This window comes from Nocardia sp. Root136 (assembly GCF_001427185.1).
Classification (GTDB): domain Bacteria; phylum Actinomycetota; class Actinomycetes; order Mycobacteriales; family Mycobacteriaceae; genus Nocardia; species Nocardia salmonicida.
The window spans coordinates 320,343-345,727 of sequence record NZ_LMFE01000008.1 but is presented as its reverse complement, the minus strand read 5'-3'; the positions used below and the strand labels follow the sequence as shown (position 1 = coordinate 345,727).

At 67.0% G+C, this 25,385-nt stretch carries 27 protein-coding genes; 15 read left to right on the top strand and 12 right to left on the bottom strand.

The window, feature by feature from the left end:
* Positions 1-18: 18 nt before the first annotated feature.
* Complete coding sequence (locus tag ASD42_RS22745) at positions 19-258, bottom strand: hypothetical protein (RefSeq protein WP_056820067.1); 240 nt, start codon at positions 256-258, stop codon at positions 19-21.
* Positions 259-442: 184 nt separating this feature from the next.
* Positions 443-649: a hypothetical protein gene (locus tag ASD42_RS22740; protein ID WP_056820065.1), complete on the bottom strand. Its 207-nt coding sequence runs from the start codon at positions 647-649 to the stop codon at positions 443-445.
* A gap of 182 nt (positions 650-831) precedes the next feature.
* Here ASD42_RS22740 and ASD42_RS22735 point away from each other — a divergent pair, with 182 nt between their 5' ends.
* Genes ASD42_RS22735 through ASD42_RS22725 form a run of 3 tightly spaced genes read left to right on the top strand, consistent with a single transcriptional unit; the run spans position 832 to position 2,505 of the window.
* Positions 832-1,161, top strand: coding sequence for a hypothetical protein (locus tag ASD42_RS22735; protein WP_056820061.1), 330 nt, complete (start codon positions 832-834; stop codon positions 1,159-1,161).
* Positions 1,142-1,672 (top strand): DUF6879 family protein, encoded by a 531-nt coding sequence (locus ASD42_RS22730; RefSeq protein WP_056820058.1) that lies wholly within the window; start codon positions 1,142-1,144, stop codon positions 1,670-1,672. Before ASD42_RS22735 ends, ASD42_RS22730 begins: the two co-directional genes overlap by 20 nt.
* A complete protein-coding gene (locus ASD42_RS22725) occupies positions 1,669-2,505 on the top strand; it encodes a DUF5753 domain-containing protein (protein WP_056820056.1) in 837 nt (278 codons plus the stop codon). The genes ASD42_RS22730 and ASD42_RS22725 overlap by 4 nt, the downstream gene beginning before the upstream one ends.
* 49 nt (positions 2,506-2,554) lie before the next feature.
* On the opposite strand, the gene ASD42_RS22720 is transcribed toward ASD42_RS22725, so the two are convergent.
* Entirely contained in the window at positions 2,555-3,052 is a 498-nt protein-coding gene (locus ASD42_RS22720; protein WP_056820053.1) for a MarR family winged helix-turn-helix transcriptional regulator, read from the bottom strand.
* 99 nt (positions 3,053-3,151) lie between these two features.
* Between ASD42_RS22720 and ASD42_RS22715 the strand changes: the two genes are divergently transcribed.
* A complete protein-coding gene (locus ASD42_RS22715; protein WP_056820050.1) occupies positions 3,152-4,063 on the top strand; it encodes an NAD(P)/FAD-dependent oxidoreductase in 912 nt (303 codons plus the stop codon).
* Positions 4,064-4,156: 93 nt separating this feature from the next.
* Complete coding sequence (locus ASD42_RS22710) at positions 4,157-4,855, top strand: GNAT family N-acetyltransferase (protein WP_442938660.1); 699 nt, start codon at positions 4,157-4,159, stop codon at positions 4,853-4,855.
* A 1-nt stretch (position 4,856) separates the two neighbouring features.
* Here the strand turns inward: ASD42_RS22710 and ASD42_RS22705 are convergent, their stop codons facing one another.
* From ASD42_RS22705 to ASD42_RS22695, 3 genes are all read right to left on the bottom strand, one after another.
* Entirely contained in the window at positions 4,857-5,963 is a 1,107-nt protein-coding gene (locus tag ASD42_RS22705) for a glycosyltransferase (protein ID WP_056820047.1), read from the bottom strand.
* An 82-nt stretch (positions 5,964-6,045) separates the two neighbouring features.
* On the bottom strand, positions 6,046-6,699 hold the full coding sequence (locus tag ASD42_RS22700) for a CPBP family intramembrane glutamic endopeptidase (protein WP_056820044.1): 654 nt from the start codon (positions 6,697-6,699) through the stop codon (positions 6,046-6,048).
* Positions 6,700-6,743: 44 nt separating this feature from the next.
* Positions 6,744-7,487 (bottom strand): SIR2 family NAD-dependent protein deacylase, encoded by a 744-nt coding sequence (locus tag ASD42_RS22695; protein ID WP_056820041.1) that lies wholly within the window; start codon positions 7,485-7,487, stop codon positions 6,744-6,746.
* Between the two features lie 134 nt (positions 7,488-7,621).
* On the opposite strand from ASD42_RS22695, the gene ASD42_RS22690 reads away from it, so the two are divergent.
* Complete coding sequence (locus ASD42_RS22690) at positions 7,622-8,359, top strand: SCO6745 family protein (RefSeq protein ID WP_056820038.1); 738 nt, start codon at positions 7,622-7,624, stop codon at positions 8,357-8,359.
* Positions 8,360-8,364: 5 nt separating this feature from the next.
* Here ASD42_RS22690 and ppk2 read toward each other — a convergent pair whose 3' ends face one another.
* The gene (ppk2, locus tag ASD42_RS22685) at positions 8,365-9,300 is read right to left on the bottom strand and encodes a polyphosphate kinase 2 (RefSeq protein ID WP_056820035.1); all 936 of its coding nucleotides are present in this window, start codon (positions 9,298-9,300) and stop codon (positions 8,365-8,367) included.
* Between the two features lie 201 nt (positions 9,301-9,501).
* Here ppk2 and ASD42_RS22680 point away from each other — a divergent pair, with 201 nt between their 5' ends.
* From ASD42_RS22680 to ASD42_RS22655, 6 genes are all read left to right on the top strand, one after another.
* Positions 9,502-10,977, top strand: a complete 1,476-nt coding sequence (locus ASD42_RS22680; RefSeq protein ID WP_056820033.1) for a sugar porter family MFS transporter — start codon at positions 9,502-9,504, stop codon at positions 10,975-10,977.
* A gap of 30 nt (positions 10,978-11,007) precedes the next feature.
* Positions 11,008-13,365 carry a glycoside hydrolase family 65 protein gene (locus ASD42_RS22675; protein WP_056820029.1) on the top strand — a complete coding sequence of 786 codons (2,358 nt, stop codon included), beginning with the start codon at positions 11,008-11,010 and terminating at the stop codon, positions 13,363-13,365.
* Positions 13,362-14,120 (top strand): HAD family hydrolase, encoded by a 759-nt coding sequence (locus tag ASD42_RS22670; protein WP_056820026.1) that lies wholly within the window; start codon positions 13,362-13,364, stop codon positions 14,118-14,120. The genes ASD42_RS22675 and ASD42_RS22670 overlap by 4 nt, the downstream gene beginning before the upstream one ends.
* A 135-nt stretch (positions 14,121-14,255) precedes the next feature.
* Entirely contained in the window at positions 14,256-15,482 is a 1,227-nt protein-coding gene (locus ASD42_RS22665; protein WP_056820024.1) for a hypothetical protein, read from the top strand.
* A gap of 143 nt (positions 15,483-15,625) precedes the next feature.
* Complete coding sequence (locus ASD42_RS22660) at positions 15,626-16,702, top strand: metallophosphoesterase (protein ID WP_056820489.1); 1,077 nt, start codon at positions 15,626-15,628, stop codon at positions 16,700-16,702.
* 38 nt (positions 16,703-16,740) lie between these two features.
* Positions 16,741-17,358, top strand: coding sequence for a class I SAM-dependent methyltransferase (locus ASD42_RS22655; protein ID WP_056820021.1), 618 nt, complete (start codon positions 16,741-16,743; stop codon positions 17,356-17,358).
* Between the two features lie 19 nt (positions 17,359-17,377).
* On the opposite strand, the gene ASD42_RS22650 is transcribed toward ASD42_RS22655, so the two are convergent.
* The 3 genes from ASD42_RS22650 to ASD42_RS22640 form a co-directional block, all read right to left on the bottom strand.
* Positions 17,378-18,316 carry a sigma-70 family RNA polymerase sigma factor gene (locus ASD42_RS22650; RefSeq protein WP_056820018.1) on the bottom strand — a complete coding sequence of 313 codons (939 nt, stop codon included), beginning with the start codon at positions 18,314-18,316 and terminating at the stop codon, positions 17,378-17,380.
* 10 nt (positions 18,317-18,326) lie between these two features.
* Positions 18,327-19,511 (bottom strand): NAD(P)/FAD-dependent oxidoreductase, encoded by a 1,185-nt coding sequence (locus ASD42_RS22645; protein ID WP_056820015.1) that lies wholly within the window; start codon positions 19,509-19,511, stop codon positions 18,327-18,329.
* Between the two features lie 79 nt (positions 19,512-19,590).
* Positions 19,591-20,028, bottom strand: coding sequence for a hypothetical protein (locus ASD42_RS22640; RefSeq protein WP_235569781.1), 438 nt, complete (start codon positions 20,026-20,028; stop codon positions 19,591-19,593).
* Between the two features lie 75 nt (positions 20,029-20,103).
* On the opposite strand from ASD42_RS22640, the gene ASD42_RS34500 reads away from it, so the two are divergent.
* Positions 20,104-20,280 carry a hypothetical protein gene (locus tag ASD42_RS34500; RefSeq protein ID WP_156677540.1) on the top strand — a complete coding sequence of 59 codons (177 nt, stop codon included), beginning with the start codon at positions 20,104-20,106 and terminating at the stop codon, positions 20,278-20,280.
* A 79-nt stretch (positions 20,281-20,359) separates the two neighbouring features.
* Here the strand turns inward: ASD42_RS34500 and ASD42_RS22635 are convergent, their stop codons facing one another.
* Complete coding sequence (locus tag ASD42_RS22635; RefSeq protein ID WP_235569780.1) at positions 20,360-21,316, bottom strand: endonuclease/exonuclease/phosphatase family protein; 957 nt, start codon at positions 21,314-21,316, stop codon at positions 20,360-20,362.
* 179 nt (positions 21,317-21,495) lie between these two features.
* On the opposite strand from ASD42_RS22635, the gene ASD42_RS22630 reads away from it, so the two are divergent.
* Both ASD42_RS22630 and ASD42_RS22625 read left to right on the top strand, forming a co-directional pair.
* Positions 21,496-22,857: a M20/M25/M40 family metallo-hydrolase gene (locus ASD42_RS22630; protein WP_084465284.1), complete on the top strand. Its 1,362-nt coding sequence runs from the start codon at positions 21,496-21,498 to the stop codon at positions 22,855-22,857.
* 21 nt (positions 22,858-22,878) lie between these two features.
* Positions 22,879-23,406, top strand: a complete 528-nt coding sequence (locus tag ASD42_RS22625) for a YbhB/YbcL family Raf kinase inhibitor-like protein (RefSeq protein ID WP_056820013.1) — start codon at positions 22,879-22,881, stop codon at positions 23,404-23,406.
* A 54-nt stretch (positions 23,407-23,460) separates the two neighbouring features.
* Here ASD42_RS22625 and ASD42_RS22620 read toward each other — a convergent pair whose 3' ends face one another.
* On the bottom strand, positions 23,461-25,284 hold the full coding sequence (locus ASD42_RS22620; protein WP_056820011.1) for an AMP-dependent synthetase/ligase: 1,824 nt from the start codon (positions 25,282-25,284) through the stop codon (positions 23,461-23,463).
* Positions 25,285-25,385 lie beyond the last annotated feature (101 nt).

The following is a 25,385-nucleotide window of genomic DNA, read 5'->3' as shown; positions in this document are numbered from 1 at the left end:
GGCCCACCGGAGGTGTGCTCATACGACGGTGCCGATCGTGAGGCCCTCGCTGGACGGCCGCCACGCCGGTTCACCCGAAACATGTTGCACACGAACCAATCCCATTTCGACCAACTGTTCCAGGTAGGTCTCGGTGCGGTGTACCGAGTGGCTCAACTTCGAGGCCAGGTCAGGTGTGGTGATCGGTGTGGTCGGGGAGAACCGGCAGAGGCTGGTCAAGATCCAGTCCTGGCAGTGGGTCAGATGATCCTCGCTCATCACGAGCCTCCTGCCTGCTGTGCGCGTTGGTCGAGGACCATCCGGTTCTGCTCCACCAACGTGTTTCTGGCGCGGCGCCGACTCCGGCAGGTATCGACCGCGCATTCCAGATGGACTTGCATCGCCCGATGAGCTTGAGCCGCCGTGAGCGGGCCGGGGTCATGACCACACAGCAGCAGAGCATTCACCGGGTCGCCGCCCTGCGGCCCGCGGGCGTGATCTGCCACTCGTTGCGCAGGTTCTCGAACGCGAAGTCCTTGCGCTGCAACTCGAGTGCGACGCGCTTGGCCTCCCATTCGGCGATCTGCACGGTGAGGGCGATCGTGGCGATCGTGAGCATGCCACCTGGTTGCAACGCGGCCAAGATCTTGGCTTCGAGCGTGATACTCATCGGGTCACCTCGGGTGTGTCGGAGCGGGATGGCTCCAAGCTACGAAGCAGCCGGACGGCGACGCCACAAACTTGCGCCAACTTGCGCGAAGCTTGTTGATATCTAGCAATTAACAACCAGATCAGGGACGATAAATCAGTGCGACGCAAGCTCGTGCACACGACTGGACAGGACGGTACGTCATGCAGTTGGAGTTTCTCGGCAATGGCGGTAGCGGAGGCGGCGGATGCCCCACATTGCTCGCAACCGACCAGGGCGCCTACATCGTGCAAGGGTGGGAGACCGGCGATCCCGCCGTCATCGAGATCCCGCACTTGCTCCTCGGATTCGCCGAGCCCGACACATTCGTCGGCGCGACCATGACCGACACCGGACGGGGAACATTCACCCTGACCGGTGTCCCGGTGATCGACCGTGCCACCCTGGACCAATTGGACCTCGCGCCAGGAGAGACCGCGATCGAGGTCCCGAAGTGCGAGAGGAAGTTCTACGGTGCTCCTACTGGAAGGTGAAGCGTTCGACGACCTCCTCCGGTCAGCCCGCCAGGAGGCATTTCACCTGGAAGTGAGAGACACCTACAACACACCCGACGAGACACAACCATTTCGCGATTTCCTCAACGGCGTTCCCGCTGAAGACTATTCGTGGCTACAGGGTTGGTTGGACCTGGTCGAGGAGACCACCGCCCGTGGGGTGACCGTTCGGCGGGCACGCGTGGTCACAGTCCCGCACACCGACTACACCCGCTGGCTTCTCGAGGTGTCCCACCAGAACGCCGCTGCGGGCGAACAGATCCGGTACCTGTCCCGCCACGACATCGACACCGAGCAGCTGACCGTTGACGACTGGTGGCTGTTCGACCGGAACTCGGTGGCGTTCACCGTCTTCGAACCCGGCGGACGATGGCGGGGCGGCGCTTTGACCACCGACCCGAGAATCGTGGCCTACTGCGTGCAGGTGCGGGACCTCGTGTGGGAAGCGGCGGTTCCACACACCGAATACCTCACCCTCGGTGCTCGGTGACCAACTCGGTCGATGAAGCGCGCGAAGCTCTCGGGCTCCGGCTCCGCGAGCTTCGCCGCGACGCCGGCATCACCGCTCGCCTGCTCGCACAGCTCGCCGGATGGCACGAATCCAAAGTCTCGCGCACCGAGTACGGCAAACAAACCCCGTCCGAATCTGACCTACAAGCATGGTGCGAACACACCGGCCGCCTCGACCAACTCCCGGACCTCATTGCGACCCTGCGCAACATCGAAGCCGCCTACATGGAGTGGAAACGCCTGCTCGGCGCCGGAACACGGCGCCGCCAGAAGATGTCGGTGAGACTCGAAGTCACCACCCGGTCGATGCGCTGGTACGAACCGACGATCGTGCCTGGGCTGTTGCAGACCGCCGAGTACGCCGAGGGGATCCTGTCGAAGATCATCAGCTTCTACGGCATTCCCGATGACCTCGCCGACGGTGTCGCAGCCCGGGTCGAACGTCAACGGGTGCTGTATCGCGGTGACCGCCGGTTTTCGTTCATCATTGCCGAGCAGGTGCTTCACACGACAATCGTTGACGATCAGGTGATGTTGGGGCAGTTGGATCGGTTGCTGACGGTGATGTCGTTGCCACGTGTCGTTCTGGGTGTGGTGCCGATGAACTCATCGTATGAGGGCCCAGCGACGAACGGGTTCGCGATCTTCGATCAGCGGCTCGTTCAGGTCGAGACGGTCACCGCGGAACTGTCGGTGACGCAGCCGCGTGAGATCGCCTTGTACGAGCGGATGTTCGCGGTGTTGAACGACCAGGCTGTGTTCGGTGACGGTGCCCGTGAGTTGATCGGTGAGGCGGTCCGGGCGCGCCGTTAGCGGTCTCGCCGCTCGTCGAGCTGAGTCCAAGCTGTATCCGGGCCCGGACTCAGCGGTTCCTTCGAGCTTCGAGGCTTCGGGCGAGGCGGTCCAAGCCCTGCAGCACTGTTGGGCGTTCGTGATTCAGGTCGGCCAGGAGTTGTGTGTGGGCTTCGATTTCGCGGGGGAAGACCTCGTCGATCAGGGTGATTCCGGCCGTGGTGAGGTGGATCGAGGTTGATCGTCGATCGGTCGGATTCTGGGCGCGGGTGATCAGGCCGCGGCGCTCGAGTTTGGTGAGTGTTTTGCCGACGCCGGCTCGCGACATTCCGAGATGTTCTGCGAGTCGGATCGCGGTGAGTGGTGGCTCGGCATAGCGCAAGGGGACCAGGAGTCCGACCTCGGCGGCCGTGATGTTCGCCTCGGCGTAGATGTTCTCCACGGCCCGGTCGAGCAGAGCGGAGATGCGCTTGACCTGGGCCACCACCACCATCGCGGAGGTGTCGAGTTCGGGATTTCGGTCTCGCCAGAGATCGCACGTTCGGTCTCGCAGTGATCGCTCGGCCATCGGCGCTCCTTTTGTAAACTAGTTAACAATTCGGTACGTTCAGGAGCGTACCCGGATGGCGACACTGCCCTGTGGGGCGAGCTGGTACAAGGGGGATCCATGCTTCACGACGTAGTGGTGATCGGCGGGGGCACAGCAGGTCTCGGCGCAGCGCTGGTTCTGGCCCGATCTCGCCGCCAGGTAGTGGTCATCGACTCCGGTGCGCCTCGAAACATGGCTGCCGAGAACACACATGGGTTCTTGACCCGCGACGGCGCGACACCGACCGAGTTGCTGGCAGTCGGCACGACCGAAGCGCTCCGATACGGCGCCCAGTTGCTGGGTGGTCGAGTTGTCGAACTGGCCGAGGCAGACACCGGCTTTGCGGTCGAAACCGAGACTGGACAAGTCATTACAGCGCGGTCGGTTGTCGTGGCGACCGGCTTGCGCGATGAACTGCCTGCGATTCCGGGAGTTCGTGAGCAATGGGGCAAGGGGGTCCTGCACTGTCCGTACTGCCACGGATATGAGGTGCGAGACCAACCGCTTGCGGTACTGGGTGGCGCCAACAGGGCGTTCTCCGTGCACCAAGCCTCTCTGGTGCGTCAATGGTCCGACGATGTCACCTTCTTCCCGCGAGAGATCGACCTGTCCGCTGACGAGCGTCGCCGTCTGTCCGCGCGTGGCATTCGAATCGTCGAGGGAGAAATTGCGCAAGTTGTCGTGCGTGACGGTGAACTGCACGGCGTGGAAATCGCATCGGGACAGGTCATTACACGGACAGCGGTCTTCGTCGGGCCGTGCTTCAGCCCTCGTGACGAGTTGCTGAACCGGTCGCGGTGCACGGTAGGCGAGGATGGCTGGGTGGCGGTCGATGCCACCGGCCACACCAGCGTGCCGGGCGTCTGGGCGGCGGGCAATGTCGTCGATTCGCCTGCGCAACTGATCCACGCCGCGGCCGCGGGATCCAGGGCTGCGGTGGCCGTGAACCACTATCTGCTCGAACAAGACATCCAGCGCGCACTGTCGTAGGCGAGGGGTCGGAATCGTGCTGAGTGCAACCGGTGACCGGTGATTGTGTGTTCGGCTAACGTTTCGGCGGTCGGGTTCGGTGGCTAGGAGGGTGTGGTGACGGTCGACGTCGAGATCGCGGTGCATCCGCTGGATGATCCGGTGCGGGCCTCGTTGCGTGGGGAGCACAGTCGGTTCGCGCACTGGACGGGGCGCATCGGGCGGTATGAGCCGGAGGTGGCGCGGTTCGTCGGGCATCCGGCCGTCCTGGACGCGCAGGACTGGGCTGATCTGGGGACTGCGCTCGGGTCGGGCGGCAGTGCCGGGATACGAGGGTTGGGGCATGTTCTGCCGCCGGAGTGGACGGTGCTCGCCGAGTTCGACACGGTGCAGATGGAAGGTGCGGGGTTGCGGGTCGCCGTCGATCCCGAGCTCGAAATACTCACTGCCGCTGATGTTCCCGAGATCTTGGAGCTGATCGCGCGGACCGAACCGGGGCCGTATGCGCCGCGCACCATCGAGATGGGCACCTATCTGGGGTTGCGGGTCGAGGGTCGATTGGTGGCGATGGCGGGGGAACGGCTGCATCCGCCGGGATGGACCGAGATCAGCGCGGTGTGCACCGACGCCGAATTCCGGGGGCGTGGGTTCGCGTCGCGGTTGATTCGGGCGGTCGGGGCGGGAATTCGGGCGCGGGGGGAGACGCCGTTTCTGCATGCGGTCGCGCACAACACCTCGGCGATCAGCTTGTACGAGACATTGGGTTTCACCGTACGGAAGAAGTCGAAGCTGACGCTGGTCCAAGCCCCGTAGCTCAATGGGTCGATGTGGCCAATTGCGTCAGCTCGTCGGCGATCTGGCTGACATCGGGCATCGCGGCGATCTCGGCGGCGACCGCACCAGCGTTGCGCGCCAGGTCGGGATCGTCGATCAGGGTATTGAGATGGTCGGCGGTGATCGAGCGGGCAGGCACCGACAGTCCGGCGCCGCGTCGCTGCACCGCGAGGGCGTTCCAGGCGCGATCCCCGGGGGCTGGAGTGGCGATCTGGGGTACGCCCGCGTGCAGGGCCGCATAGACCGAACCGGCGCCCGCGTGGTTGACCATGGCCGTGCAGTGGGGCAGGGCTTCGCGCAGGTCGATCCAGCCGGTCGTGTGGACGTTCGCGGGAAGGGTGGTGGTACGCACAGTTCTTCGATCCGGCCGCACGATCACGATGTCGGCGTCGACATAGGGGGCCGCGCGCACGATCGCACGCAGCATCGTGTCCGGGCCGTCCCCGAGCATGGTCGAACGGGTGACGAGGATGCGTCGACGAGTCGACGGTCCGCGCAGGAACGCGGGCGTGGTCGCACCGGGGGTGGAGTACGGGGTGTAGCGCAGCGGGCGGCCGTCGACGCGGACGATGCTGGGCGGGGCGATGGACAACGTGGCCGCCGGTGCGGGCGGGGCGATGTCAGTGAGCAGACGTAGCAACTCACGGCGGATGACGGTGCCGTTGTCGAGAGCGATGTTGTGCAGGACCGTGGGAACCCCGAGCCGATCGGCGACGACCGCCGCCGCCGAGGCGAAGGGCTCGTGCACGATCACCTCCGGCCCGAACTCGGTGGCCTCACGCAGCAGCGGCTCGATCATCGGCCGATTGGTGACAGCGAAAACATGGGCACCGCCGCGCGCATCCGCCATTCCCTTCCCCGAGCGCCACGCCAGCACCGGATGGCTGCCCAACCCACGCACCGCGGCCCGCAGATAGTCGATCGGCGGGGCGACATCGGCCACCGGCAGCTGCGCGCGCACCACCGCGGCGGCATCGCCGCCGGTAGCCACCATGACCTCGTGCCCACGCTCGTGCAATTGCCGCGCCAACGGCATCATCGGGAAAAGATGCCCGATCAACGGCATGGCCACGAACAGCACTCGCATCCGGTCTCCGTCATCGCATGGCGGCCGCGGGCTCGGCCTGTCCCAGTGATACGAGGCCAACGCACCGATGGTTCAACGAGTACTAGGCCGCAGCGCCGTGATAGAAGAAGTCGCCCAGGCCGACCGTGAACACCAGGATGCCGTACAGGGCGTGTTCCACCGAGGTGGTGAGCAGCGAGCGGGTTCGCTGGTACCGGATCGCGAACAGAACACCCGCCGCGGCGCTCAACAGCACCGAGATCCAGTTGCCGACAATGAAATGGGCGAGGCCGAACGCGGTGGCGCTGGCGGCGATCATGCGCGGACCGTCGCCGAAGACCGGGGCGTAGCGGTGGAAGAGGAAGGCGCGAAAAAGCAGTTCCTGCGGATAGACGCTGACCAGTGGATAGAACACCAGGACCAGCACCCAGATCAGCGGACGTTCGCGGGGCAGATCGAACAGGAAATCGGGGCGCAGCACGGCTACCGCGGCAGCGAGGGCTACCGCCGAGACCGCCCAGAGCACGAGGATGCCGGGCAGAGCGGGCCGCAGCGCGTCGGCTCGCCAGAAGCGCTGGCGGTCGAAACCGGTGCGGCGCAGGTAGATCACGATGCCGACGGTGATCACCAGCAGGAACGGCAACGGGCCAACACCGCGCAGCAACACCGCGTACAACCCGGTCAGGCCGAAGAACAGGGCGACGAATTCGACTGTGAGCCACACCTTCCGGCTGTCGATGCCGGTGTCGACGGTCATGCACCCGAGCCTAAGGGGTGTCGGCGCACAGCGCTGGGGGCGACCTAGCGGTGCTCGGCCCCGGTCGCGGCCAGCGTCGCCAGCACGGCGGGCAGGGCGGTGCCGATGGGTTCGCGGATGATCTCGTCGGCGAGGTCGTCGTAGGGGGTGGGTTCGGCGTTGATGATGATCAGGCGGGCACCGTGTTCGGCGGCGACACCGGCCAGCGACGCGGCGGGCTGGACCTGCAGGCTGGTGCCCACGGCGATGAAAACGGTGCAGGCCTGGGCGATCGCCATGGCGTGCCCGAGCACCTCGGGATCCAGTGCCTGGCCGAACATGACCGTCGCGGTTTTGAGGATGCCGCCGCAACGCAGACAGGCCGGGTCGGGTTCGCCCGCGGCGATCCGGTCGAGGGCCTGCTCGGTGCTGGTGCGGTCATCACAGGACGTACACAGCACGGAGCGGGCGTTGCCGTGCAATTCGAGGACTTCGCGGTCGGGCAGGCCGGCGAGCTGGTGCAGCCCGTCGACGTTCTGGGTGATCACGCGCACCGCCGTGCCGGTCGCGGCCAGTGCGGTGACGGCCTCGTGCGCGGAGTTGGGCTGTGCGCGCCAGGCGGGGTGTTCGCCGCGCATCAGCCAGGATCGGCGGCGGATATCGGGATCGGCCATGTAGTAGTCGTAGGTGACCAGCTTCTGGGCGTCGGGGTCGCGCTGCCACAGGCCCGCCGGGCCACGGTAGTCCGGGATTCCGCTGTCGGTGGAGACACCGGCGCCGGACAGGATCGCGACGAGCTGGTTGGTCATGGGCTCCAGCGTAGGACTGGTCGGATGCTGCGGTCGACGGGATTTCGGTCGTGGTGGCGGCGAAGGGCTGTCGCATCTGACTATTGGACGCTAAAGTCTGCCTGGAGTGGACTACAGCGGAAGGTGGCAGACGAATGACGTCGGCAGCGGTCAAACAGCAGGTGCTCGAACTCGGTGGGGCATTCATGATCTCGCGCGAGGCCAGGGTGTTCGGGGATACGACCGGGGTGGCCGGGTTCCAGGGCGCCTACACGCGCGGGCGCGGCGGGGTACTCGGTGATGTCGACGCCGATGTCGTGACCGCGGCGTTCGGATTCTTCGAACCCGCGGGGGTGCGGGCGGCGTGGGAATCGGTGCGGATGCCTGCCGCCGACGCCGCGGAGGGCTACATGCTCGCGTGTCGCGATTTCGGACAGCGCAAGCTCGCCGCGTTCGAACACGCCGACCGGCTCGCCGAGTTGCTGCGACGCGTGGTCGACGCCGCGCCCTGCACCGGGGTGCCGTTGTTCGCCGGGTGGCGGGCGCTGCCGGTGCCGGAGGACGGACGGGCCGCGGTCTTGCAGCTCACGCACGTGCTGCGCGAACTCCGCGGCGGCCTGCACCTGATCGCGGTGATGGCCAACGGGCTCACCCCGCTGCAGGCGATCCTGGTCGCGGGATCACCGATCTACGACGGACCCGGCCACGCGAAATTTCTCGGCTGGGCCGAACCGTTCGAGACGGTCACCGACGATGTGCGGGTGCGCTGGGAGGCGGCGGAGAAGTTGACCGACGAGCTGATCGCGCCCTGCTTCGAGGTCCTCGACGAGTCCGAACGCGACGAACTCGCCGCGCTGATGCTGCAAGCGCACCGAGTGGCCTTGAGCCGCTAGAACGTTCAGGAACCGATGACGTCGCGCCCGCGGCCCACGATCAGTGGGTCGGCGGTGCCGACGATCTCGAGATCTTTGTTGTCGTAGTCGAACCCGCTCAGCACATGCCGCATCGCGTTGAGCCTGGCGCGTTTCTTGTCGTTGCTCTTGACCACGATCCACGGCGCGTGGTCGGTATCGGTGTGCTCGAAGTTCTCTTCTTTGGCCGCGGTGTAGGAATCCCACTTGTCGAGTGAGGCCAGGTCCATCGGCGAGAGCTTCCAGTGCCGCACCGGGTCGACCTGGCGGATGGCGAAGCGGGTGCGCTGCTCGAGTGGGGACACCGAGAACCAGAACTTGACCAGGTCGATGCCGTCGTCGACGAGCATCCGCTCGAACAGCGGCACCTGCGCCAGGAACCGTCGATGCTGCTCCGGCGTGCAGAAACCCATCACCCGTTCGACACCGGCACGGTTGTACCAGGAACGGTCGAACAGCACGATCTCACCCGCGGCGGGCAGGTGCTCGACATAGCGCTGAAAATACCACTGGGTCGATTCGCGCACAGAGGGCTTTTCCAAGGCCACCACCCTGGCCCCGCGCGGATTGAGGTGCTCCATGAACCGTTTGATGGTGCCGCCCTTGCCCGCGGCGTCACGGCCCTCGAACACGATGACCACGCGGCGACCGGTCGCCTTGACCCAGTTCTGCAACTTCAGCAATTCGATCTGCAGCAGCCGCTTGTCGAGGTCGTATTGCAGGCGGGAGAGGCGCTCGTCGTAGGGGTAGCCCTCGCGCCAGGTGTCGACGAGCAGCCCGCCGGGTTCGGTGAGCAGGATCGGATCGTCGTCGTCGCTGTCGTCGACGGTGAATCCGGTGGTGTCGGCCAGGTTCACGACGGTCGCGAGATCGGCGATCTCGCTGACATCACGGGGGATCGGGCGAATCTCGACATCGGTCATCCCTGCGACGCTAAATGGTGTGCGTGTCGCTCAGATGAACACGCGGTGCCCGCCGGAGCGAAACTCCCACGACGGCAACACGGCGATATGGGCTCGATATCGTGCGTTCCTGCAGATGGCACCCTATTCGGGGGACACTGTGAGCTGATTCACGCTGCTACTCGCGAGGCAATGATGCCTGCCGTGGAGAGGATGAAGCCTATGCACGATGGAGGCGCCTTCACCGCCCAGCCCGCCCCTTCCGACGGCGAAGGATCGAGCAGCCGCGTGATCCGGATCGCGTCCGTCGCGGCGCTGGGCGGATTGCTGTTCGGCTTCGACAGTGCCGTGATCAACGGCGCGGTCTCGGCGATCCAATCCGAATTCGATGTCGCCGACGCCGTTCTCGGCTTCGCGGTGGCCTCCGCGCTGCTCGGTGCCGCCGCCGGTGCGATGACCGCGGGCCGGATCGCCGATCGCATCGGCAGGCTCAAGGTGATGAAGATCGCCGCGGTCCTGTTCTTCATCAGCGCGGTGGTCACCGCCTTCGCGCCCAACGTCTGGATCCTGGTCATCGGCCGCGTGATCGGTGGTGTCGGTGTCGGTGTGGCCTCGGTCATCGCCCCGGCCTACATCGCCGAGACCTCGCCCGCGCGTATCCGCGGCAGGCTCGGGTCCCTGCAGCAGCTCGCCATCGTGCTCGGCATCTTCTTGGCACTGCTGGTGGACTACGTGCTCGCCCACCTCGCGGGCGGTGCGAGCGAGACGCTGTGGTGGGGGCTGGAAGCGTGGCGGTGGATGTTCTTGTCCATGGTGGTGCCCGCCGTGGTCTACGGGGTGCTGGCCTCCACGATTCCGGAATCGCCGCGCTACCTGGTGGCCACCCACAAGATCCCCGAAGCACGGCGCGTGCTGTCGATGCTGTTCGGCGAGAAGAACCTCGAGCTCACGATCGGCCGCATCGAGGAGAGCTTGCGCAGCGACACCAAACCGTCCTGGAAGGACCTACGCCGTCCCACGGGCGGGCTCTACCCGGTGGTCTGGGTGGGTTTGATGCTGTCGGTGTTCCAGCAGGCGGTGGGCATCAACGTGATCTTCTACTACTCGAACGTGCTGTGGGAGGCCGTCGGCTTCGAGGAATCCGCGTCGTTCCAGATCAGCGTGTTCACCTCGGTGGTCAACATCGCCACCACCATCGTCGCGATCATGCTCATCGACAAGGTCGGGCGCAGACCACTGCTGCTGACCGGCTCGATCGGCATGACCGTCACACTGGCCACGATGGCGATCTGCTTCGGCAGTGCCGATCAGGTGCCCGACGCCGAAGGCGTCATGGAACCGCACCTCAACGGCGCGCTGGGCCCGATCGCACTGGTCGCGGCCAACCTGTTCGTCGTCTTCTTCGGCATGAGCTGGGGCCCGGTCGTGTGGGTGCTGCTCGGTGAGATGTTCCCCAACCGGATCCGGGGCGCCGCGCTGTCGCTGGCCGCGGCGGGTCAGTGGGCGGCGAACTGGGCGATCACCGTCTCCTTCCCCAGCCTGAAGACATTCTCGCTCGGGTTCGCCTACGGGATGTACGCGGTGTTCGCGTTGCTCTCGCTGGGTTTCGTCGCCAAGTTCGTGCCCGAGACCAAGGGGATGACCCTCGAGGACATGGACGAAGCCACCGGCTTCGAACGCCCCACCGCCGGCGCCTGACCCCACCCGCCCGACGAGGAAGGCAGAGCGATGTATCTTCTCGGTCCCGACGGCGCGCGGCGAGCACAGGCCCGACCCACCCCGGCGAACTGGTCGGTGGTCGAGGACGGCTGGAACCCCGCGCGCGCCAACTACTTCGAGTCGATCTTCACCGTCGGCAACGGGCGCCTCGGAGCCCGAGGCTCGCTCGAGGAACGCCACACCGGAGCGTTGCCGGGCACCTTCCTCGCCGGTGTCTACGACGCTCACGACTCGCCGGTCATCGATCTGGTGAACGCGCCGGATTGGCTCGACAGCGAGGTCTTCGTCGACGGCGTGCGCCTGGACACCGAGTCGGCGCGGATCATCGAGCACCGTCGTGAACTGGATCTGCGCCACGGAGTTCTGCACCGCGACACCGTGTTCGCGCTGTCCGACGGTGCGCGGGTCCGGCTGCGGACCCAACGGTTCGCCAGTACCGCCGATCGTGACCTGTGCTGTCTGCGGATCGAGGTGAGCTGTCTGGATCGGGCGGGAACGGTGACGGTGCGAACCGGTATCGATGCCAACCGGCGCAACCTCGAACGGTTACCGACCTATCGCGAGCAGGCCACGTTCGGCCATGAACGCAAGTGGGACAAGTGGGCCAAGTCCACCCACCTGGTGTCGGTCGGTGCGGGATTCGCCGGTGAAGTCGGTATCGTCGAGAGCCGCACCATCGACAGCGGGGTGGATCTGGCCTATGCCTTCACCTGCTCGGCAACCGGTCGGCGGCGTCGGCAACGGTGCCGACACGACGCCATCGAGATGGAATGGGAATTCGACACCGGCGCGGGCGAATCCGCGCGGGTCGACAAGCTGGTCGGGATCGCCACCAGCCGCGACTACCGGGCGCTGACACCGCCGCGGGAGCGCGCAATGGCCACCCTCGCGCGGACGAGCTCCTTCGATGCCGCCGCGGCGGCGAACCAGGCGGCGTGGGATCAGGTATGGGCCGTCGCCGATTGCGAAGTGCTAGGCAACGATCGGGTCACCCAGGCGCTGCGGTTCGCGATCTATCACCTGCTCATCGCCGCCGACCCCGATGACCCGACCGTGAGCATCGGCGCGAAAGCGCTGTCCGGCGAAGGCTATCGGGGCCATGTCTTCTGGGATACCGAGGTGATGCTGCTGCCGTTCTTCCTGTTCACCCGGCCGCGCGCCGCCCGCGCGTTGCTGGGCTACCGTCACCACACCCTGCCCGGTGCGCGGGAAGTGGCCGCCGACAACGGAACCGGAGGCGCGCGCTTCGCGTGGGAATCGGCCGACACCGGACGCGAGGAATGTCCGCAGTACACCCCCGACGGCAAGGACCGTTTCTACACCCGCGAAGAGGAACTCCACATCACCGCCGATGTGGCCTACGCGATCATGCGCTACGCCACCGTCACCGGCGACGACGACTATCTGTTCGGTGAGGGCGCCGAGATCCTGTTCGAGACGGCCCGCTTCTGGGTGCAGCGGTGCGCCGAGGAGGGCGACCGGCTCGTGATCCGGATGGTGATGGGACCGGACGAGTTCCACTCCCACGTCGACAACAACGCGTTCACCAACAAGCTGGTGCACTGGCATCTGCAGCAGGCGGCGGCGGTCTACGAGCGGATGTCGCGAGAACGGCCCGAACAGCTGGGCGAGCTCATGGCCTCGATCGGGCTCGATGAGGGTGAACCGGCGCAGTGGCTCGCCGCCGCGGCCCGGCTGCGGGCACCGACCGATCCCGACTGCGGTGTCATCGAACAGTTCGACGGCTATTTCGAGCGCACGGTCGTGCCCATCGTCGAATGGGACGACAACGATATGCCGCGATACCCGCTCGGTTACGCCCCTTTCGACTGCGAGGCCACCTCACTGCTCAAACAGCCCGATGTGGTGATGCTGCTGCATATGCTGCCCGACGAATATTCGCTGGAAACCCGGCGGCTGAACTACGAGTTCTATGAGCAGCGCACGCTGCACAAGTCCTCGCTGAGCCCGTCGATCCATGCCATCGTGGGTTTGCAGGTGGGCGATTCCCGCACGGCGGAAAGGTATTTCGGGCGCTCGGCGTTCGTCGACCTCGACGACAACCAGGGCAATACCGAAGAGGGGATTCACATCGCGTCGGCGGCGGGCACCTGGCAGGTCGCCACGCACGGCTTCGGGGGCTTTCGGGCCACCGCCGACGGGTTGCGTTTCGCGCCCGCGCTGCCGACATCGTGGCAACGCTTACGGTTCTCGGTGCACTGGCGCGGGCGCACGGTGCGCGCCGACCTCGGGAACCGGGACGCGCGATTCGAGCTGGTCGGCGACGGACCCGCCGCGCAGATCACCGTGTGGGGCAAGCCGGTGACGCTGCAACCCGGTGTCGTGGTCGAGGTCGAGGCCTCATGACGGGCGTCTTCGACGCGCAGGCAGTGCTGTTCGATCTCGACGGCGTGCTCACCGACACCGCGGCGGTGCACCGGCGGGCGTGGTCGGCGCTGTTCACCGAGTTCTTGCCGAGGGTCGCCCCCGAAGCGGCCCCCTACACCGACTCCGACTACTTCGCGCTGGTGGACGGCAAGGCGCGCGCGGCCGGGGTGCGGTCGGTGCTCGGCTCCCGTGGTGTGACAGTGCCTGACGGGACATCGGCGGATCCGCCCGAGGCCCAGACCGTGTACGGGCTGGGCAACCGCAAGAACATTCGCTTCACCGAGATCATCGGCAGCGACGGCGTCGAGGTGTTCGCCGGGTCGTTGCGTCTGCTCGACGCGCTCGACGCGGCCGGTATCCCGATGGCGGTGGTGTCGAGTTCGCGCAACGCGGTGCTGGTGTTGGGCACGGCGGGTCTGCTGGACAGGTTCGCGGTGGTCGTGGACGGTGTCGTCGCCCAGGACGAACACCTCGCGGGCAAACCGGCACCGGACATGTTCCTTACGGCCGCACAAGTTTTGGGGGTGGACCCGGTGCGCACGGTGGTGATCGAGGACGCGGTGGCGGGGGTCGAGGCGGGGCGTCGGGGCGGATTTCGGGTGATCGGGGTCGACCGGGGGATCGGAGCGGCGGCGTTGCGGGCTGTGGGCGCCGACGTCGTCGTCAGCGACTTGGCGGACCTGCTCGAGGATCGGATCGAGCGGCGCAGGTCAGCCGCGTCAGGGAACAGTTGAGTTACCCGACGTAAACTGAACGTATGTCCAAGTTGGGCAAGTGTTCATGTGAACGGGGATGTTTCGGAAACCAGGCGGCAATAGGTTCGGATCGCACGATTCACCCTGTCGCCCTCTGGTCGGAGATCACCGCGCATGCGAATACCCCTGCCCCGCCGCGTCACGCCCTGCGTCGGTTCGTTCACCGCACTGGCCCTTGTGACGGGCATGATGCTCGTACCCGGCACCGCACAGGCGGAGGCTTCCCAGACGCTGGCCGCGACGCCGATCAGCGACGGCGCGACCCTGTGCGTCAGCGGCGCACCGACTTTCGACGATGTGGTGACCGCCGCGGCATCGGTGCTGCGCGGCACCGTCGGGCCCGCGCAGTTGCTCGCCTACGACCAGCAGGTCGCCGATTTCCGGGCCGGGATCGCCGCGCTGCGGGTGCATCGCGACGGGCTGCCCATGCACCCCGAGCAGGTCGGCACGCGGCCCGCCGAACTCGACGATCCGATCGTCACCTACCTGGTGAACGGCCTGGACGCGGTGCGCACCGGGCGCATCGACGAGACGATGTCGGTCTCGCAGTTGACCGTCAACGACGCCATCGAGGTATTCATCCTGGCGACCGGCATCGTCAAGATCCCGGCCAAACTCGTCGCGGGCATGGTGCCCACCGTCGGGATATTCCTCAAGCCGGTGGTCGGTGCGATGTTCACCGGGACCAAGGCGCTGGCGCGCGCGGTGCAGGACTCGATCGACGCGGGCTGTGTGGCGCCGAATGTGTACCCGCCGCTCGAACTCGGCGAACCCGTCATCGAGCCCGTGCACGTACCCCAGCCGATCGAAGACCTGGCCGCGCTGGTCATGAACGCCGACGGCACCTGCACGCCTGTCGCCGAACTGACCCTGGCCGCGGTCGTGGAGCGCGCACGGGCCTTCCTCGACAGTGGGGCCGTGGCCCTGGACCACGTCGCGATGCACGAGGCCGCCGACGCGCTGCAGGAGTTCCTGGCGAGCAACCGGGTGGCCAAGGTGATGCTGATGCGTCGCGCCGACGACCTGGGCCCGCTGGTCGAGGCCCTGGATCTGGGTCCGCTGACCTTCCTGGCCAACCTCGGTGCCGACCTCGCCGCGGGCACAGCGCTCGACACGGTGCCGCTGGCGCAGGTCCAGGTCGAGAACGCCTTCGACCTCGCGACCCTGACCCTCGACATCACCAGCCTGCTGTTCTCGGCGGGCACCAGCGTCGCCGGGTTCGCCGGAGTGGCCGACACGGTCACCACGCCGCTGTCGATCGTGCAGAAACTGGTGTTCGCGCCGACCGACTACGGCGCGCCGATCGTGCGCGGTGTCATCCAATCGATGTGCGCGGTCTAGGCGAAGCCCCGCTTCGCCGACATGCGCACGAGGCCGACGATCGCTTCGCCGGTGCGCCCGTTAGGCTGCGGCGGCGTCGCGATCATGTCACTGTGCTTCGATCAGGTCAGTTGTCCAATAGAGCCACAACCCAGAAGGTGACCATGCACGATCAGTTCTCGTCCGGAATCGGCCGTCGTGAAGTTCTGGCGGGCGCCGCCGGTGTCGCCGCGGGATTGTCGCTGGTCGGGCTCACGCCCGCGGCGGCGGTGCCCGCCGAGGTGCCCAAGTTCGCGCCCCCGGCCGGGGGCAGCGTCCGGGTGCTGGTCACCGGTGACGCGGGCACCGGCACCCGCACCCAGTGGGCGGTGGCCGACGCGGCACGAGAATTCCACGCACGCCGCCCGTTCTCGCTCGCGGTGGGTCTGGGCGACAACATCTACGACACCGGACCCCACGGCCCCGACGACGAACAGTTCGCCACGAAATTCGAGAATCCCAATGCGGGACTGGACTTTCCGTGGGCCATGGTGCTCGGCAACCACGACACCAGCTCGGTGTTCCCCGGCGACGGCGGCTGGTTGGCCCGTGGCAACTTCGAGGTGGCCTATCACGCGAAGTCGCCGCGCTGGTGGATGCCGAGCCGCTACTACTCGGTGCGCGTGCCCGAACAGAACCCGGTCGTGGAGTTCTTCGTGCTCGACATCAATCCCCTCGCGGCCTACATCCCGCCGTTCCTGGACCCGTACTGGGCCGTCGACGGGCCGTACATGAACGAGCAGCGCGCCTGGCTCGACACCGCGCTCGCCGAGTCCACCGCGCAATGGAAGATCGCCTGCACACACCAGGCCTACATCAGCAACGGCCCGCACGGTGACGCGGGCAATTACGAGGGTCTGCCGGTGGAGCCGATCAACGGCGTCCACGCCAAACGCTTCTTCGAAGACCATGTGCTGGGCAAAGTGTCGTTTCTGCTCTCGGGCCACGACCACACCCTGCAGGTGCTCGAACCGACGCCGGCGACCAAGGGCACCCGCCAGATCGTGTCGGGCGCGGCGGGCAAGACCGCGGGCGGTCAGCCGCATCTGACCACCGGTGGGCACAGTGCGCTGTTCGAGACCCAGCACGAACTGGGGTTCATGGTGATGGACCTGACCGCGGACTCGGTGAACCTGACAGTGCTCACCGTCGACCCCGCCTCGGGCGCGAGCACCGAGGTCTTCCACCGACGACTCGGCTGAAGCTCGACCGCCGGTGACGGCGGGAGGATGATCGACGGATGGGCTTCTATACCGATCGGATCCTCCCGCACCTCGTCGACAAAGTCTGCGGCGTCGCCCAGAACGGGCCGCTGCGCGAGCGAACCTGCGCCGGATTACACGGCACCGTGCTCGAAGTGGGCTTCGGGTCGGGCAACAACATTGGGTTCTATCCCGCCGCGGTGGAGCGGGTCGCCGGGGTCGAGCCCGCGCAGACAGCCTGGAACATCGGGGCCAAACGTGTTGCGGCGAGCTCGATTCCGATCGAACGCGCCGGCCTGGACGGTCAGTCGCTGCCGTTTCCCGACGCCGGTTTCGACACCGCCCTGTCCACCTTCACCCTGTGCACCATCCCCGATGTCGCGACCGCACTCGCCGAGATCCGCCGGGTGCTGCGACCCGGTGGCACCCTGCACTTCGTCGAACACGGACTCGCGCCGGAGGAGTCGGTACAGATCTGGCAGCACCGGCTCGACCCGATCCAGCAGAAGATCGCCGGCGGCTGTCACCTCAATCGCGACATCGTCGGCCTGATCATCGACGCGGGCTTCGAGATCACCGACCTCGACCGGTTCTACCAGCCCGGCGCCCCGAAAGCCCTGGCGGCGTTGTCCCTCGGCGTCGCGGAACGTCGCTGAGCTCGACAGGCACGGCCGATCACCACGATTCGACCAGCGGAGCGTCATGTTCGCTCCGCGCCCACGCGTCGGTGATACGGCCCAGCCGGTGCGGTGCGGCGATGCTGCGCATGCCCGCGATCTTGTCCGCGCGCATCTCCAGGATCGCGACGCCGAGGACTCGATCGCCGAGGGTGACGAGCACGGCCGGGCAGCCGTTGACCACGACGGCATGGATCGAGGGTGAGCCACCGGCGAGGCGGCGCTTGGCTTCCGTCGGTGCGAACCCGGCCCGCACCGCGCCGGCCAGGCGCTGCGGGCTCGCGTACCGGATCAGCTTGGTGGCCAGCCCCCCGACACCGTCGGAGATCCCGGTCGCATCGTCAGTCAGTAGCGCGACCAGCCGATCGGTGCGACCCGAGGTCGCGGCATCGACGAACGCTTCGACGACGCGACGCGCGGCGCTGTGATCGAGATCGGTACCGGTGCGCGCGACGGTGATTCGCCCACGCGCGCGGTGGAGGTGTTGCTGACTCGCGGAGACGGTGAGGTCGAGGATCTCGGCGATCTCGGCATGCCGGTACGCGAAGGCCTCGTGCAGCACATACACCGCGCGCTCGGTCGGTGAGAGCCGTTCCATGAGCGTCAGTACCGCCAGAGTCACCGATTCGCGCTGCTCGACGGTGTCGGCGGGGCCGAGCATCGGGTCACCGTCGAGCAGCGGTTCGGGCATCCAGGTGCCGACCGCGCGCTCGTGGCGCGTCTTCGCCGAACGGAGCCGGTCCAGCGCCAGGTTGGTGACGATCTTGGTCAGCCACGCCTCCGGCACCTCGACGTAGTCGCGATCGGCGGCCTGCCACCGCAGGAACGCGTCCTGGACCGTGTCCTCGGCGTCGGCGGCCGAGCCGAGCAGACGGTAGGCGATCGAGGCCAGCCGGTGACGGCTGGCCTCGAAACGCGCCACGGTGGCAGTGTCCATGAGCACGACTCTAGGTCGCGACCACGTCGTGGGGTCGATCGGTGTTCGCGCGGTACCGGCGACTCGGCATGCCGAAGGTCGGGTGGCTCAGGCTCCACGGGTTGACCCCGAGGATCGCGGCTTTGAGGCGGGCGGCCGTGCGCCCACGCAGGGCCCAGGACTTCGATCGCGCGTCACCGTCGACGACCTGGAAGATCCCGTCCTTGCGGCCGAGGCTGATGTGGTTGCCCACATACGACAGCGAGGTCGTCGAGATCGTGCGCCCGGTCAGTTCTCCGACGATCGTGGCCGTGGCCTGCATGCTGGTGAATCCCGCGGAAGCGCACGACATCGGCAACGGCAAACCGTTGTCGCCGATGACGAAGGCGCTGTCACCGGCGACATAGACCTCGGGGTGCGAGACCGAGCGCATCTGCCGGTCGACGGTGATCTGTCCGTTGGGCTCCACCGCCAGACCGCTGGCCACGGCGATCGGCTGCACGGCGAAACCGGCGGCCCACACCGTCGCGGCGGCGGCGAAAACGGTGCCGTCGGCGGCCACGGCGCCCGCGGCCTCGACCCGCTCGATGGTGGTGTACTCGTCGACCGTGATGCCGAGCCGGTCGCAGGCAGCGAGCAGGTGGCCGCGGGCCTTGTCGCCCAGCCAGCCACCGAGCTCACCGCGGGTGACGAGACCGACCGCCAGCTCGGGATGAGATTCGGCGATCTCGGTGGCCGCCTCGATCGCGGTCAGGTTGCCGCCGACCACCAGGACCTTCGCCTTCGCGCCCAGCTCGTCCAGGCGGGCGCGCAACCGCAGCGCTGCCGGGCGCGATGCCACATGGAAGGCATGCTCGGCCGCGCCGGCGGCACTGTGGATGTCGGCGGTACTGCCGAGCGAGTAGAGCAGGGTGTCGTATTCGAGTGTGTCGATGCCTTCGCTGTCGGTGACCGTCACAGTCCGGTGCTCGACGTCGATGCCGGTCACCCGGGCGACGTGAAGCCGGATGCCGGTGCCCGCGAACACTTCCACCAGCGGCCGCCGGGGCAGATCCTGCCCGGCGGCGAGCTGATGATTGCGCAACCGCTCGGCGAAATCGGGGTCGGCGTTGACGACAGTGATCTCGAAGTCGTCGGAATGGAGTCGGCGGGCCAGTAGTCCGGCGGAGAAGGCCCCGGCGTAACCGGCCCCGAGGACGACGATGCGGTGCTTCATGAGTGGCTCCTGTCTGGTTCGCGTGGTTTCTGAACGAGACAGCCGCCGAAATCCTGACAGCATCAACCTGTGTTGTGGGTCACATCAGGTCAACGGACATGGTGGTTCGCTCCTCGGGATCTGAGTCAGGGGTCGTCGAGGTGATGGTCTCGATCTCGCGGACCGCGTCGGCGATGGCGCGGAAGTCCTTGCGCAGGATCGCACCGTGGTTGCTGGCGACCTTGGCGCTGATACGAATGTTGGGGTTGCGGTCGAGCACCGCGTCGAGGCCGGCGCGGATCTTCTCCTGCTCGCCGCCACGGCTGCCGAACGAGGTTCCCGAAGCGACCACGTAGCGCACCGGGGCGGTGGTGGCATCGAGTACCGGGCTCAGTGCGGCGACGCTGGAGAGCTTGCCGAGTTCGATATTGCTGTCGGCCTGCTGCTGCGCGGTCAGCCGGGGTGCGAGACCCGTCGGGCGAGCCAACGGCAACACCCAGCTCAAACGCTTGAACAGCTTGCGAATCCGCAACTCCATCGCCTCGTCGAGCCAGTCGTAGGGGAACGCGCCGTCGACGACATCTGGCTACGCAACCTCGTCGCCTCGGTCCAGATGCAGAACTCGTTGTCCGCCATGACCCGGCGCGGAGTCGAGATCCTCGGCCCCGACACTCCCGCCGGTGCCCGCTTCGAACAATCCGCCGAGTTCGTCGCCATCGTCGGTGCGGCACTGCGGCAGGCGATGGAACAGTGGCGAGTGCGCTTGGCCGAACGTAGCGCCGAACGATAGTGGTGACCGCCCCACCACGGTGCGCCGGGTCGCCTCCCTCTTGAGGAAAAGTGCTCTGCGACAGCCGAATACCGGGTGTCTAACGGTCAGCTGTGAGGACGATCCGGGCAACCAGCGCTCGGTGATCGGCGCCGGGAAGGGCGACCGTTTCGACAGTGGTGGCCCGTGCCTTCGCGAGCAGGAAATGGTCGATGCCCACCAGCGGTGGAATGGCCTTGTCGGTCGGGTAGGTGACCAGGTGCCCCGCACCAGCCTGGACCGCGGCATCGGCGAAACGCCCGGATGCCATGGCGCGGAAACGGGCATGGTCATAGGTGGCGTTGAAATCGCCGCCGACGATCGCGGGGCGGTCAGTGGGGGACCGGCGCAGAATTTCGTGGAGGCGGGCGAGTTCGTCGGCCCAGACGCCGGTGTCGTAAACGGGCGGGACCGGGTGGAAGGCGTAGACCGCGACCGGTCCGATCTCGGGGACGGTGGCGGTCGCCGAGATCTGGTTGAGGACGTAGCCGTCGTATTCCACGGTGTCCGACAACGGGAATCGGCTCCAGATGCCGGTGCCGCTGGCCGTCTGACCCGGAGCGAGGTACCGGTATGGCAGCAGTTGGTCCAAGCCGGCACCGGACAGGGCCTCGGCGGCCGGGCGGGTGAGCTCGTTGACGGTGAGAATCGCGATGTCACGGGCCTGCACCTGGTCGACGAGCGCGCTCGGATCAGCACCGTCGAAAAGCAGATTGGCCTGCATCGCCATGATCGGCTGCCCGTCACCACCGGTCTGGGCCACATACAGCGGCACCTGGGTCGCGATCCCCGCGCCCGCCACCACCACTGCCACCCCGGTCGCGATCCACTGCCTGGTCGCCGCGAAACCGACGATGCCGAGTACCGCACCGCCCATCAGATAGGGCGCCCCCGACGCTGCCAGGACCAGTGGTTCGGCCGGCCACCGGGTGAAATGCAAGGCCACCCCCGCGGCCGCGGCCAGCGTCGCCGTCGCTGCCACCAGGCGGACACCGCCCCGAACAATCTGCGCTCTCACCGCGCCAGCCAAGCACGCGACGGGGACGCAGGCGAATTCGTCCTCCGCTGACGGCGGCCGCGAAGGAGGATCCGGCGGAGTTCTGCTCACCCCGAGTCTGTGGCAGCGAGCAGCGGCGCAAGCGTTGCGAGCAGGGCAGGTGGCGCGAGGGGTGCGCGAATGGTGGTAGGAAAGGGGGCGTGTCGGCATCTGGCGAGAATTCTGGTTCGAACGGGCGGTCCCGCGCGGAGGACGAGGTGGTGGAGCTGGTCAGCAAACTGATCCAGTTCGACACCTCCAACACCGGCGAGCTGGCCACCACCAAAGGTGAGAAGGAGTGCGCCGAGTGGGTGGCGCAGCAATTGCACGAGGTCGGCTACGAGACCGAATACGTCGAGTCGGGTGCGCCCGGACGCGGAAACGTGTTCGCACGGTTGAAGGGCGCCGATTCCAGCCGCGGTGCGCTGATGATCCACGGGCACCTCGACGTGGTACCGGCCGAGGCCGCCGATTGGAGCGTGCACCCGTTCTCGGGTGCGGTGCGCGACGGGTACGTGTGGGGGCGCGGCGCGATCGATATGAAGGACATGGTCGGGATGACGCTCGCCCTGGCCCGCCAGTTCAAAGCCGAAGGCACGGTCCCGCCACGGGATCTGGTGTTCGCGTTCCTGGCCGACGAGGAGAACGGCGGCAAATGGGGCTCGCAATGGCTGGCCGACAACCGGCCCGACCTGTTCGACGGTGTCACCGAGGCGGTCGGTGAGGTCGGCGGGTTCTCCCTGACCGTGCCACGCCCCGACGGCACCGAACGCAGGCTCTACCTGGTCGAGACCGCGGAGAAGGGCCTGGGCTGGATGCGGTTGCGCGCCAAGGCCCGCGCCGGACACGGATCGTTCCTGCACGAGGACAACGCCGTCACCATCCTCGCCGAAGCCGTCGCGCGCCTGGGCCGCCACACCTTCCCGGTGGTGCTCTCGGATTCGGTGGCCGAATTCCTCGCCGCGGTGAGCGAGGAGAGCGGGCTGGCATTCGACCCGCACGGACCGGATATCGAAGGCCAGCTCGCCAAACTGGGCACCATCTCGCGCATCATCGGCGCCACCCTGCGCGACACCGCGAACCCGACCATGCTGCAGGCCGGATACAAGGCCAACGTCATCCCGCAGACCGCCGAGGCCGTGATCGACTGCCGAGTGGTCCCGGGACGGCAGGCCGCGTTCGAACGCGAGGTCGACGAGCTGATCGGACCCGACGTGGAGCGGGAATGGATCACCAAGCTCGACTCCTACGAGACCACGTTCGACGGCCACCTCGTCGACGCCATGAACGACGCGGTGCTGGCCCACGACGCCAACGGGCGCACCGTGCCCTACATGCTCTCCGGCGGCACCGACGCGAAAGCGTTCGCGCGCTTGGGAATCCGCTGCTTCGGCTTCGCGCCGCTGCAGTTGCCGCCCGAGCTGGACTTCACTGCCCTGTTCCACGGGGTGGACGAGCGGGTTCCGGTGCAATCACTGGAATTCGGCACCCGGGTGCTGGAACACTTCCTTCTGCACAGCTGACCTCGACTGGAAAGGTCCTTTATGAGCTACAACCCGTATGACGCGCTGCCGACGGTGCCGTCGTTCACCGTCACTTCGGCCGATATCACCGACGGTCAGCCGTTGGCCAACGATCAGGTGTCGGGGGTCTTCGGATCAGGCGGCAAGGACATCTCGCCGCAGCTGAGCTGGTCGGGATTCCCCGAGGGCACCCAGAGTTTCGCGGTGACGGTGTACGACCCCGACGCACCGACCGCGTCCGGGTTCTGGCATTGGGCCGTGGCCGATATTCCGGCGTCGGTCACCACCCTCGATGCCGGCGCGGGCAGCGAAGGTGGGAACCTGCCCGCCGGTGCGGTGAGCTTGCGCAACGACGGTGGTTTTCCCGGCTTCGTCGGCGCGGCACCGCCGAAAGGCCATGGGCCACACCGGTATTTCGTGGTCGTACACGCTGTCGATGTCCCCGCACTCGAGGTCGGAACCGACGCGTCGCCCGCCTATCTCGGGTTCAACCTGTTCTCCCACACCCTGGCCAGGGCCACCCTGATCGGCACCTACGAACAGAACTGACAACACACAACAGCGGTGGCCCTGAGACTTCCAGGGCCACCGCTGTTTTCGTCACTACTTCACGTTGACGACATGCTCGGGCGGGGTCGCGGCGTAGAGCTGGGTGATGGTCTCGGCGTACTTGTTCGAGATCGGGGTGCGCTTGAGCGACATCTTCGGGGTCAGCTCGTCACCGCCGGGCTCCCACAGGTTCTCCACGATCACGAAACGCTTGATCTGCTCCACCCGGGAGAGCTTGCGGTTGCCCGCCAGCACCGCTTCTTTGACCTCGTCGACGATCTCCTTGCGCCGGGCCAGCTCCGCGTGGGTGGCGTCGGTGGCGCCGAAGTCCTTGGCGCGCAAGGCCGCGACATCGGGATCGAGCATGATCAGGGCGGTGATGTAGGCGCGGGCCTCGCCGATCGCGACGGCCTGGCCGATCATCGACGAGGCCGCCTTCATGGCGTTCTCGATATTGGAGGGGGCGATGTTCTTGCCCGCTTCACTGATGATGAGTTCCTTCTTGCGATCGACGATGCGCAGATAGCCGTCGGCGTCGAGGGTGCCGATGTCGCCGGTGTGCAGCCAGCCCGCGTCGTCGATCGCTTCGGCGGTCTTGTCGGGCATGTTGCGGTAGCCGGGGGTGATGATCGGGCCACGGATGAGGACCTCGCCGTCGGCGTCCAGACGTAGCTCCACACCGTCCATGACGCGTCCGACCGAGCCGGGGCGCGGCTTGTCGATCTCGGTGAAGGTGCCCACGCCCGCGGTTTCGGACATCCCCCACACCTCGCTCACGGCGAAGCCGAGGCCGAGGAAGTATTCGAGGGTCTCCGGCGGCACCGGCGCGGCACCGGACGCGGCGACCTTCAGCTCGGCGAATCCGAGCGCCTCGCGCAGCTTGGACAGCACCAACGCGTCCGCGATCTTGTGCTGTACGCCGAGCAGCAGTGAGCTCTCACCGGCCAGCTTGGCCTTGGCCTGCGCGACACCGACACCGATCGCCCAGTTCGCGAGCGCCTTCTTGACCGGGCTCGGCTCGACGGCGAGTTTGTTCTCGATACCGGCCTTGATCTTCTGCCACACCCGCGGCACGCCGAAGAACACCGTCGGTCGGGCATCGGGCAGGGCGGCTGCGATCTCGCGCGGGTCGGTGACAGTGGTGATCTGGATGCCGGTGAGCAGGCTCATCGCGTGCGCGGAGATGCGGTCGGCGACGTGGGCGGCGGGCAGATACGACACGGCACGGTCGTCGAAACCGACCGGCAGCGGACCCGAGACCAGGCCGGCGACCTGGGCGATCACATTGCTCTGGGTGAGCTCGACACCTTTGGACGGGCCGGTGGTGCCGGAGGTGTAGATCAGGGTGGCCAAATCGCCGGACTGCACCGCCTGCCAGGCCGCGTCGAAATCGAAGTCCGGTTCGGGATCGGATTCGAGCTGAGCCAAGGTGACGGTGCCCTCGGCGGTGCCGTCGACCACGACCGTGTGCTCGACCGAGATCCCCGACGCGCGCAGGGTGTCGAGGAACGCCTGCTCGGTGATGACCACCTTGTTGCCCGCATTGGCGAACACGTGCGCGATCTGGTCGGTGGAACTGGTGTTGTACACCGAGAACGGCACGGCGCCCAGGTGCAGGGCCGCGGTGTCGATCAGGTTGAACTCGGGACGGTTGGTGAGCATGATGCCGACCGTGTCGCCGCGGCGCACACCGAGCTTGGCCAACCCCGCGGCCAGTGCACGCACCCTCGTCGCATACTCGGCCCAGGTGATCTCCTGGGTGCCACCGACCGTGCGCAAGGCGATCTGGTCGGGCCGCAACGCGGCGGTTTGCTGGAAGGCGGCGGGCACGGTGTGCACCGTGACCCCGGATGCGTGCGCGAAACCGATGTCAGTCATATCCCTTGTTCCCATAGGCCGAGCTGGATACCGAGCCGATGCGAGTGAAACCATCTCGTTATCTCGAGATGGAGACGTCAGCAGTGGCGTGGCTCACTTAT

Bases quoted from the DNA above. Each gene is read 5' to 3' on its own strand.
- ASD42_RS22745 (WP_056820067.1), bottom strand. From the start codon at position 258: ATGAGCGAGGATCATCTGACCCACTGCCAGGACTGGATCTTGACCAGC.
- ASD42_RS22740 (WP_056820065.1), bottom strand. From the start codon at position 649: ATGAGTATCACGCTCGAAGCCAAGATCTTGGCCGCGTTGCAACCAGGT.
- ASD42_RS22735 (WP_056820061.1), top strand. From the start codon at position 832: ATGCAGTTGGAGTTTCTCGGCAATGGCGGTAGCGGAGGCGGCGGATGC.
- ASD42_RS22720 (WP_056820053.1), bottom strand. From the start codon at position 3,052: ATGGCCGAGCGATCACTGCGAGACCGAACGTGCGATCTCTGGCGAGAC.
- ASD42_RS22715 (WP_056820050.1), top strand. From the start codon at position 3,152: ATGCTTCACGACGTAGTGGTGATCGGCGGGGGCACAGCAGGTCTCGGC.
- ASD42_RS22705 (WP_056820047.1), bottom strand. From the start codon at position 5,963: ATGCGAGTGCTGTTCGTGGCCATGCCGTTGATCGGGCATCTTTTCCCG.
- ASD42_RS22700 (WP_056820044.1), bottom strand. From the start codon at position 6,699: ATGACCGTCGACACCGGCATCGACAGCCGGAAGGTGTGGCTCACAGTC.
- ASD42_RS22695 (WP_056820041.1), bottom strand. From the start codon at position 7,487: ATGACCAACCAGCTCGTCGCGATCCTGTCCGGCGCCGGTGTCTCCACC.
- ASD42_RS22690 (WP_056820038.1), top strand. From the start codon at position 7,622: ATGACGTCGGCAGCGGTCAAACAGCAGGTGCTCGAACTCGGTGGGGCA.
- ppk2 (WP_056820035.1), bottom strand. From the start codon at position 9,300: ATGACCGATGTCGAGATTCGCCCGATCCCCCGTGATGTCAGCGAGATC.
- ASD42_RS22680 (WP_056820033.1), top strand. From the start codon at position 9,502: ATGCACGATGGAGGCGCCTTCACCGCCCAGCCCGCCCCTTCCGACGGC.
- ASD42_RS22675 (WP_056820029.1), top strand. From the start codon at position 11,008: ATGTATCTTCTCGGTCCCGACGGCGCGCGGCGAGCACAGGCCCGACCC.
- ASD42_RS22670 (WP_056820026.1), top strand. From the start codon at position 13,362: ATGACGGGCGTCTTCGACGCGCAGGCAGTGCTGTTCGATCTCGACGGC.
- ASD42_RS22665 (WP_056820024.1), top strand. From the start codon at position 14,256: ATGCGAATACCCCTGCCCCGCCGCGTCACGCCCTGCGTCGGTTCGTTC.
- ASD42_RS22660 (WP_056820489.1), top strand. From the start codon at position 15,626: ATGCACGATCAGTTCTCGTCCGGAATCGGCCGTCGTGAAGTTCTGGCG.
- ASD42_RS22655 (WP_056820021.1), top strand. From the start codon at position 16,741: ATGGGCTTCTATACCGATCGGATCCTCCCGCACCTCGTCGACAAAGTC.
- ASD42_RS22650 (WP_056820018.1), bottom strand. From the start codon at position 18,316: ATGGACACTGCCACCGTGGCGCGTTTCGAGGCCAGCCGTCACCGGCTG.
- ASD42_RS22645 (WP_056820015.1), bottom strand. From the start codon at position 19,511: ATGAAGCACCGCATCGTCGTCCTCGGGGCCGGTTACGCCGGGGCCTTC.
- ASD42_RS22640 (WP_235569781.1), bottom strand. From the start codon at position 20,028: ATGGAGTTGCGGATTCGCAAGCTGTTCAAGCGTTTGAGCTGGGTGTTG.
- ASD42_RS34500 (WP_156677540.1), top strand. From the start codon at position 20,104: ATGCAGAACTCGTTGTCCGCCATGACCCGGCGCGGAGTCGAGATCCTC.
- ASD42_RS22625 (WP_056820013.1), top strand. From the start codon at position 22,879: ATGAGCTACAACCCGTATGACGCGCTGCCGACGGTGCCGTCGTTCACC.
- ASD42_RS22620 (WP_056820011.1), bottom strand. From the start codon at position 25,284: ATGACTGACATCGGTTTCGCGCACGCATCCGGGGTCACGGTGCACACC.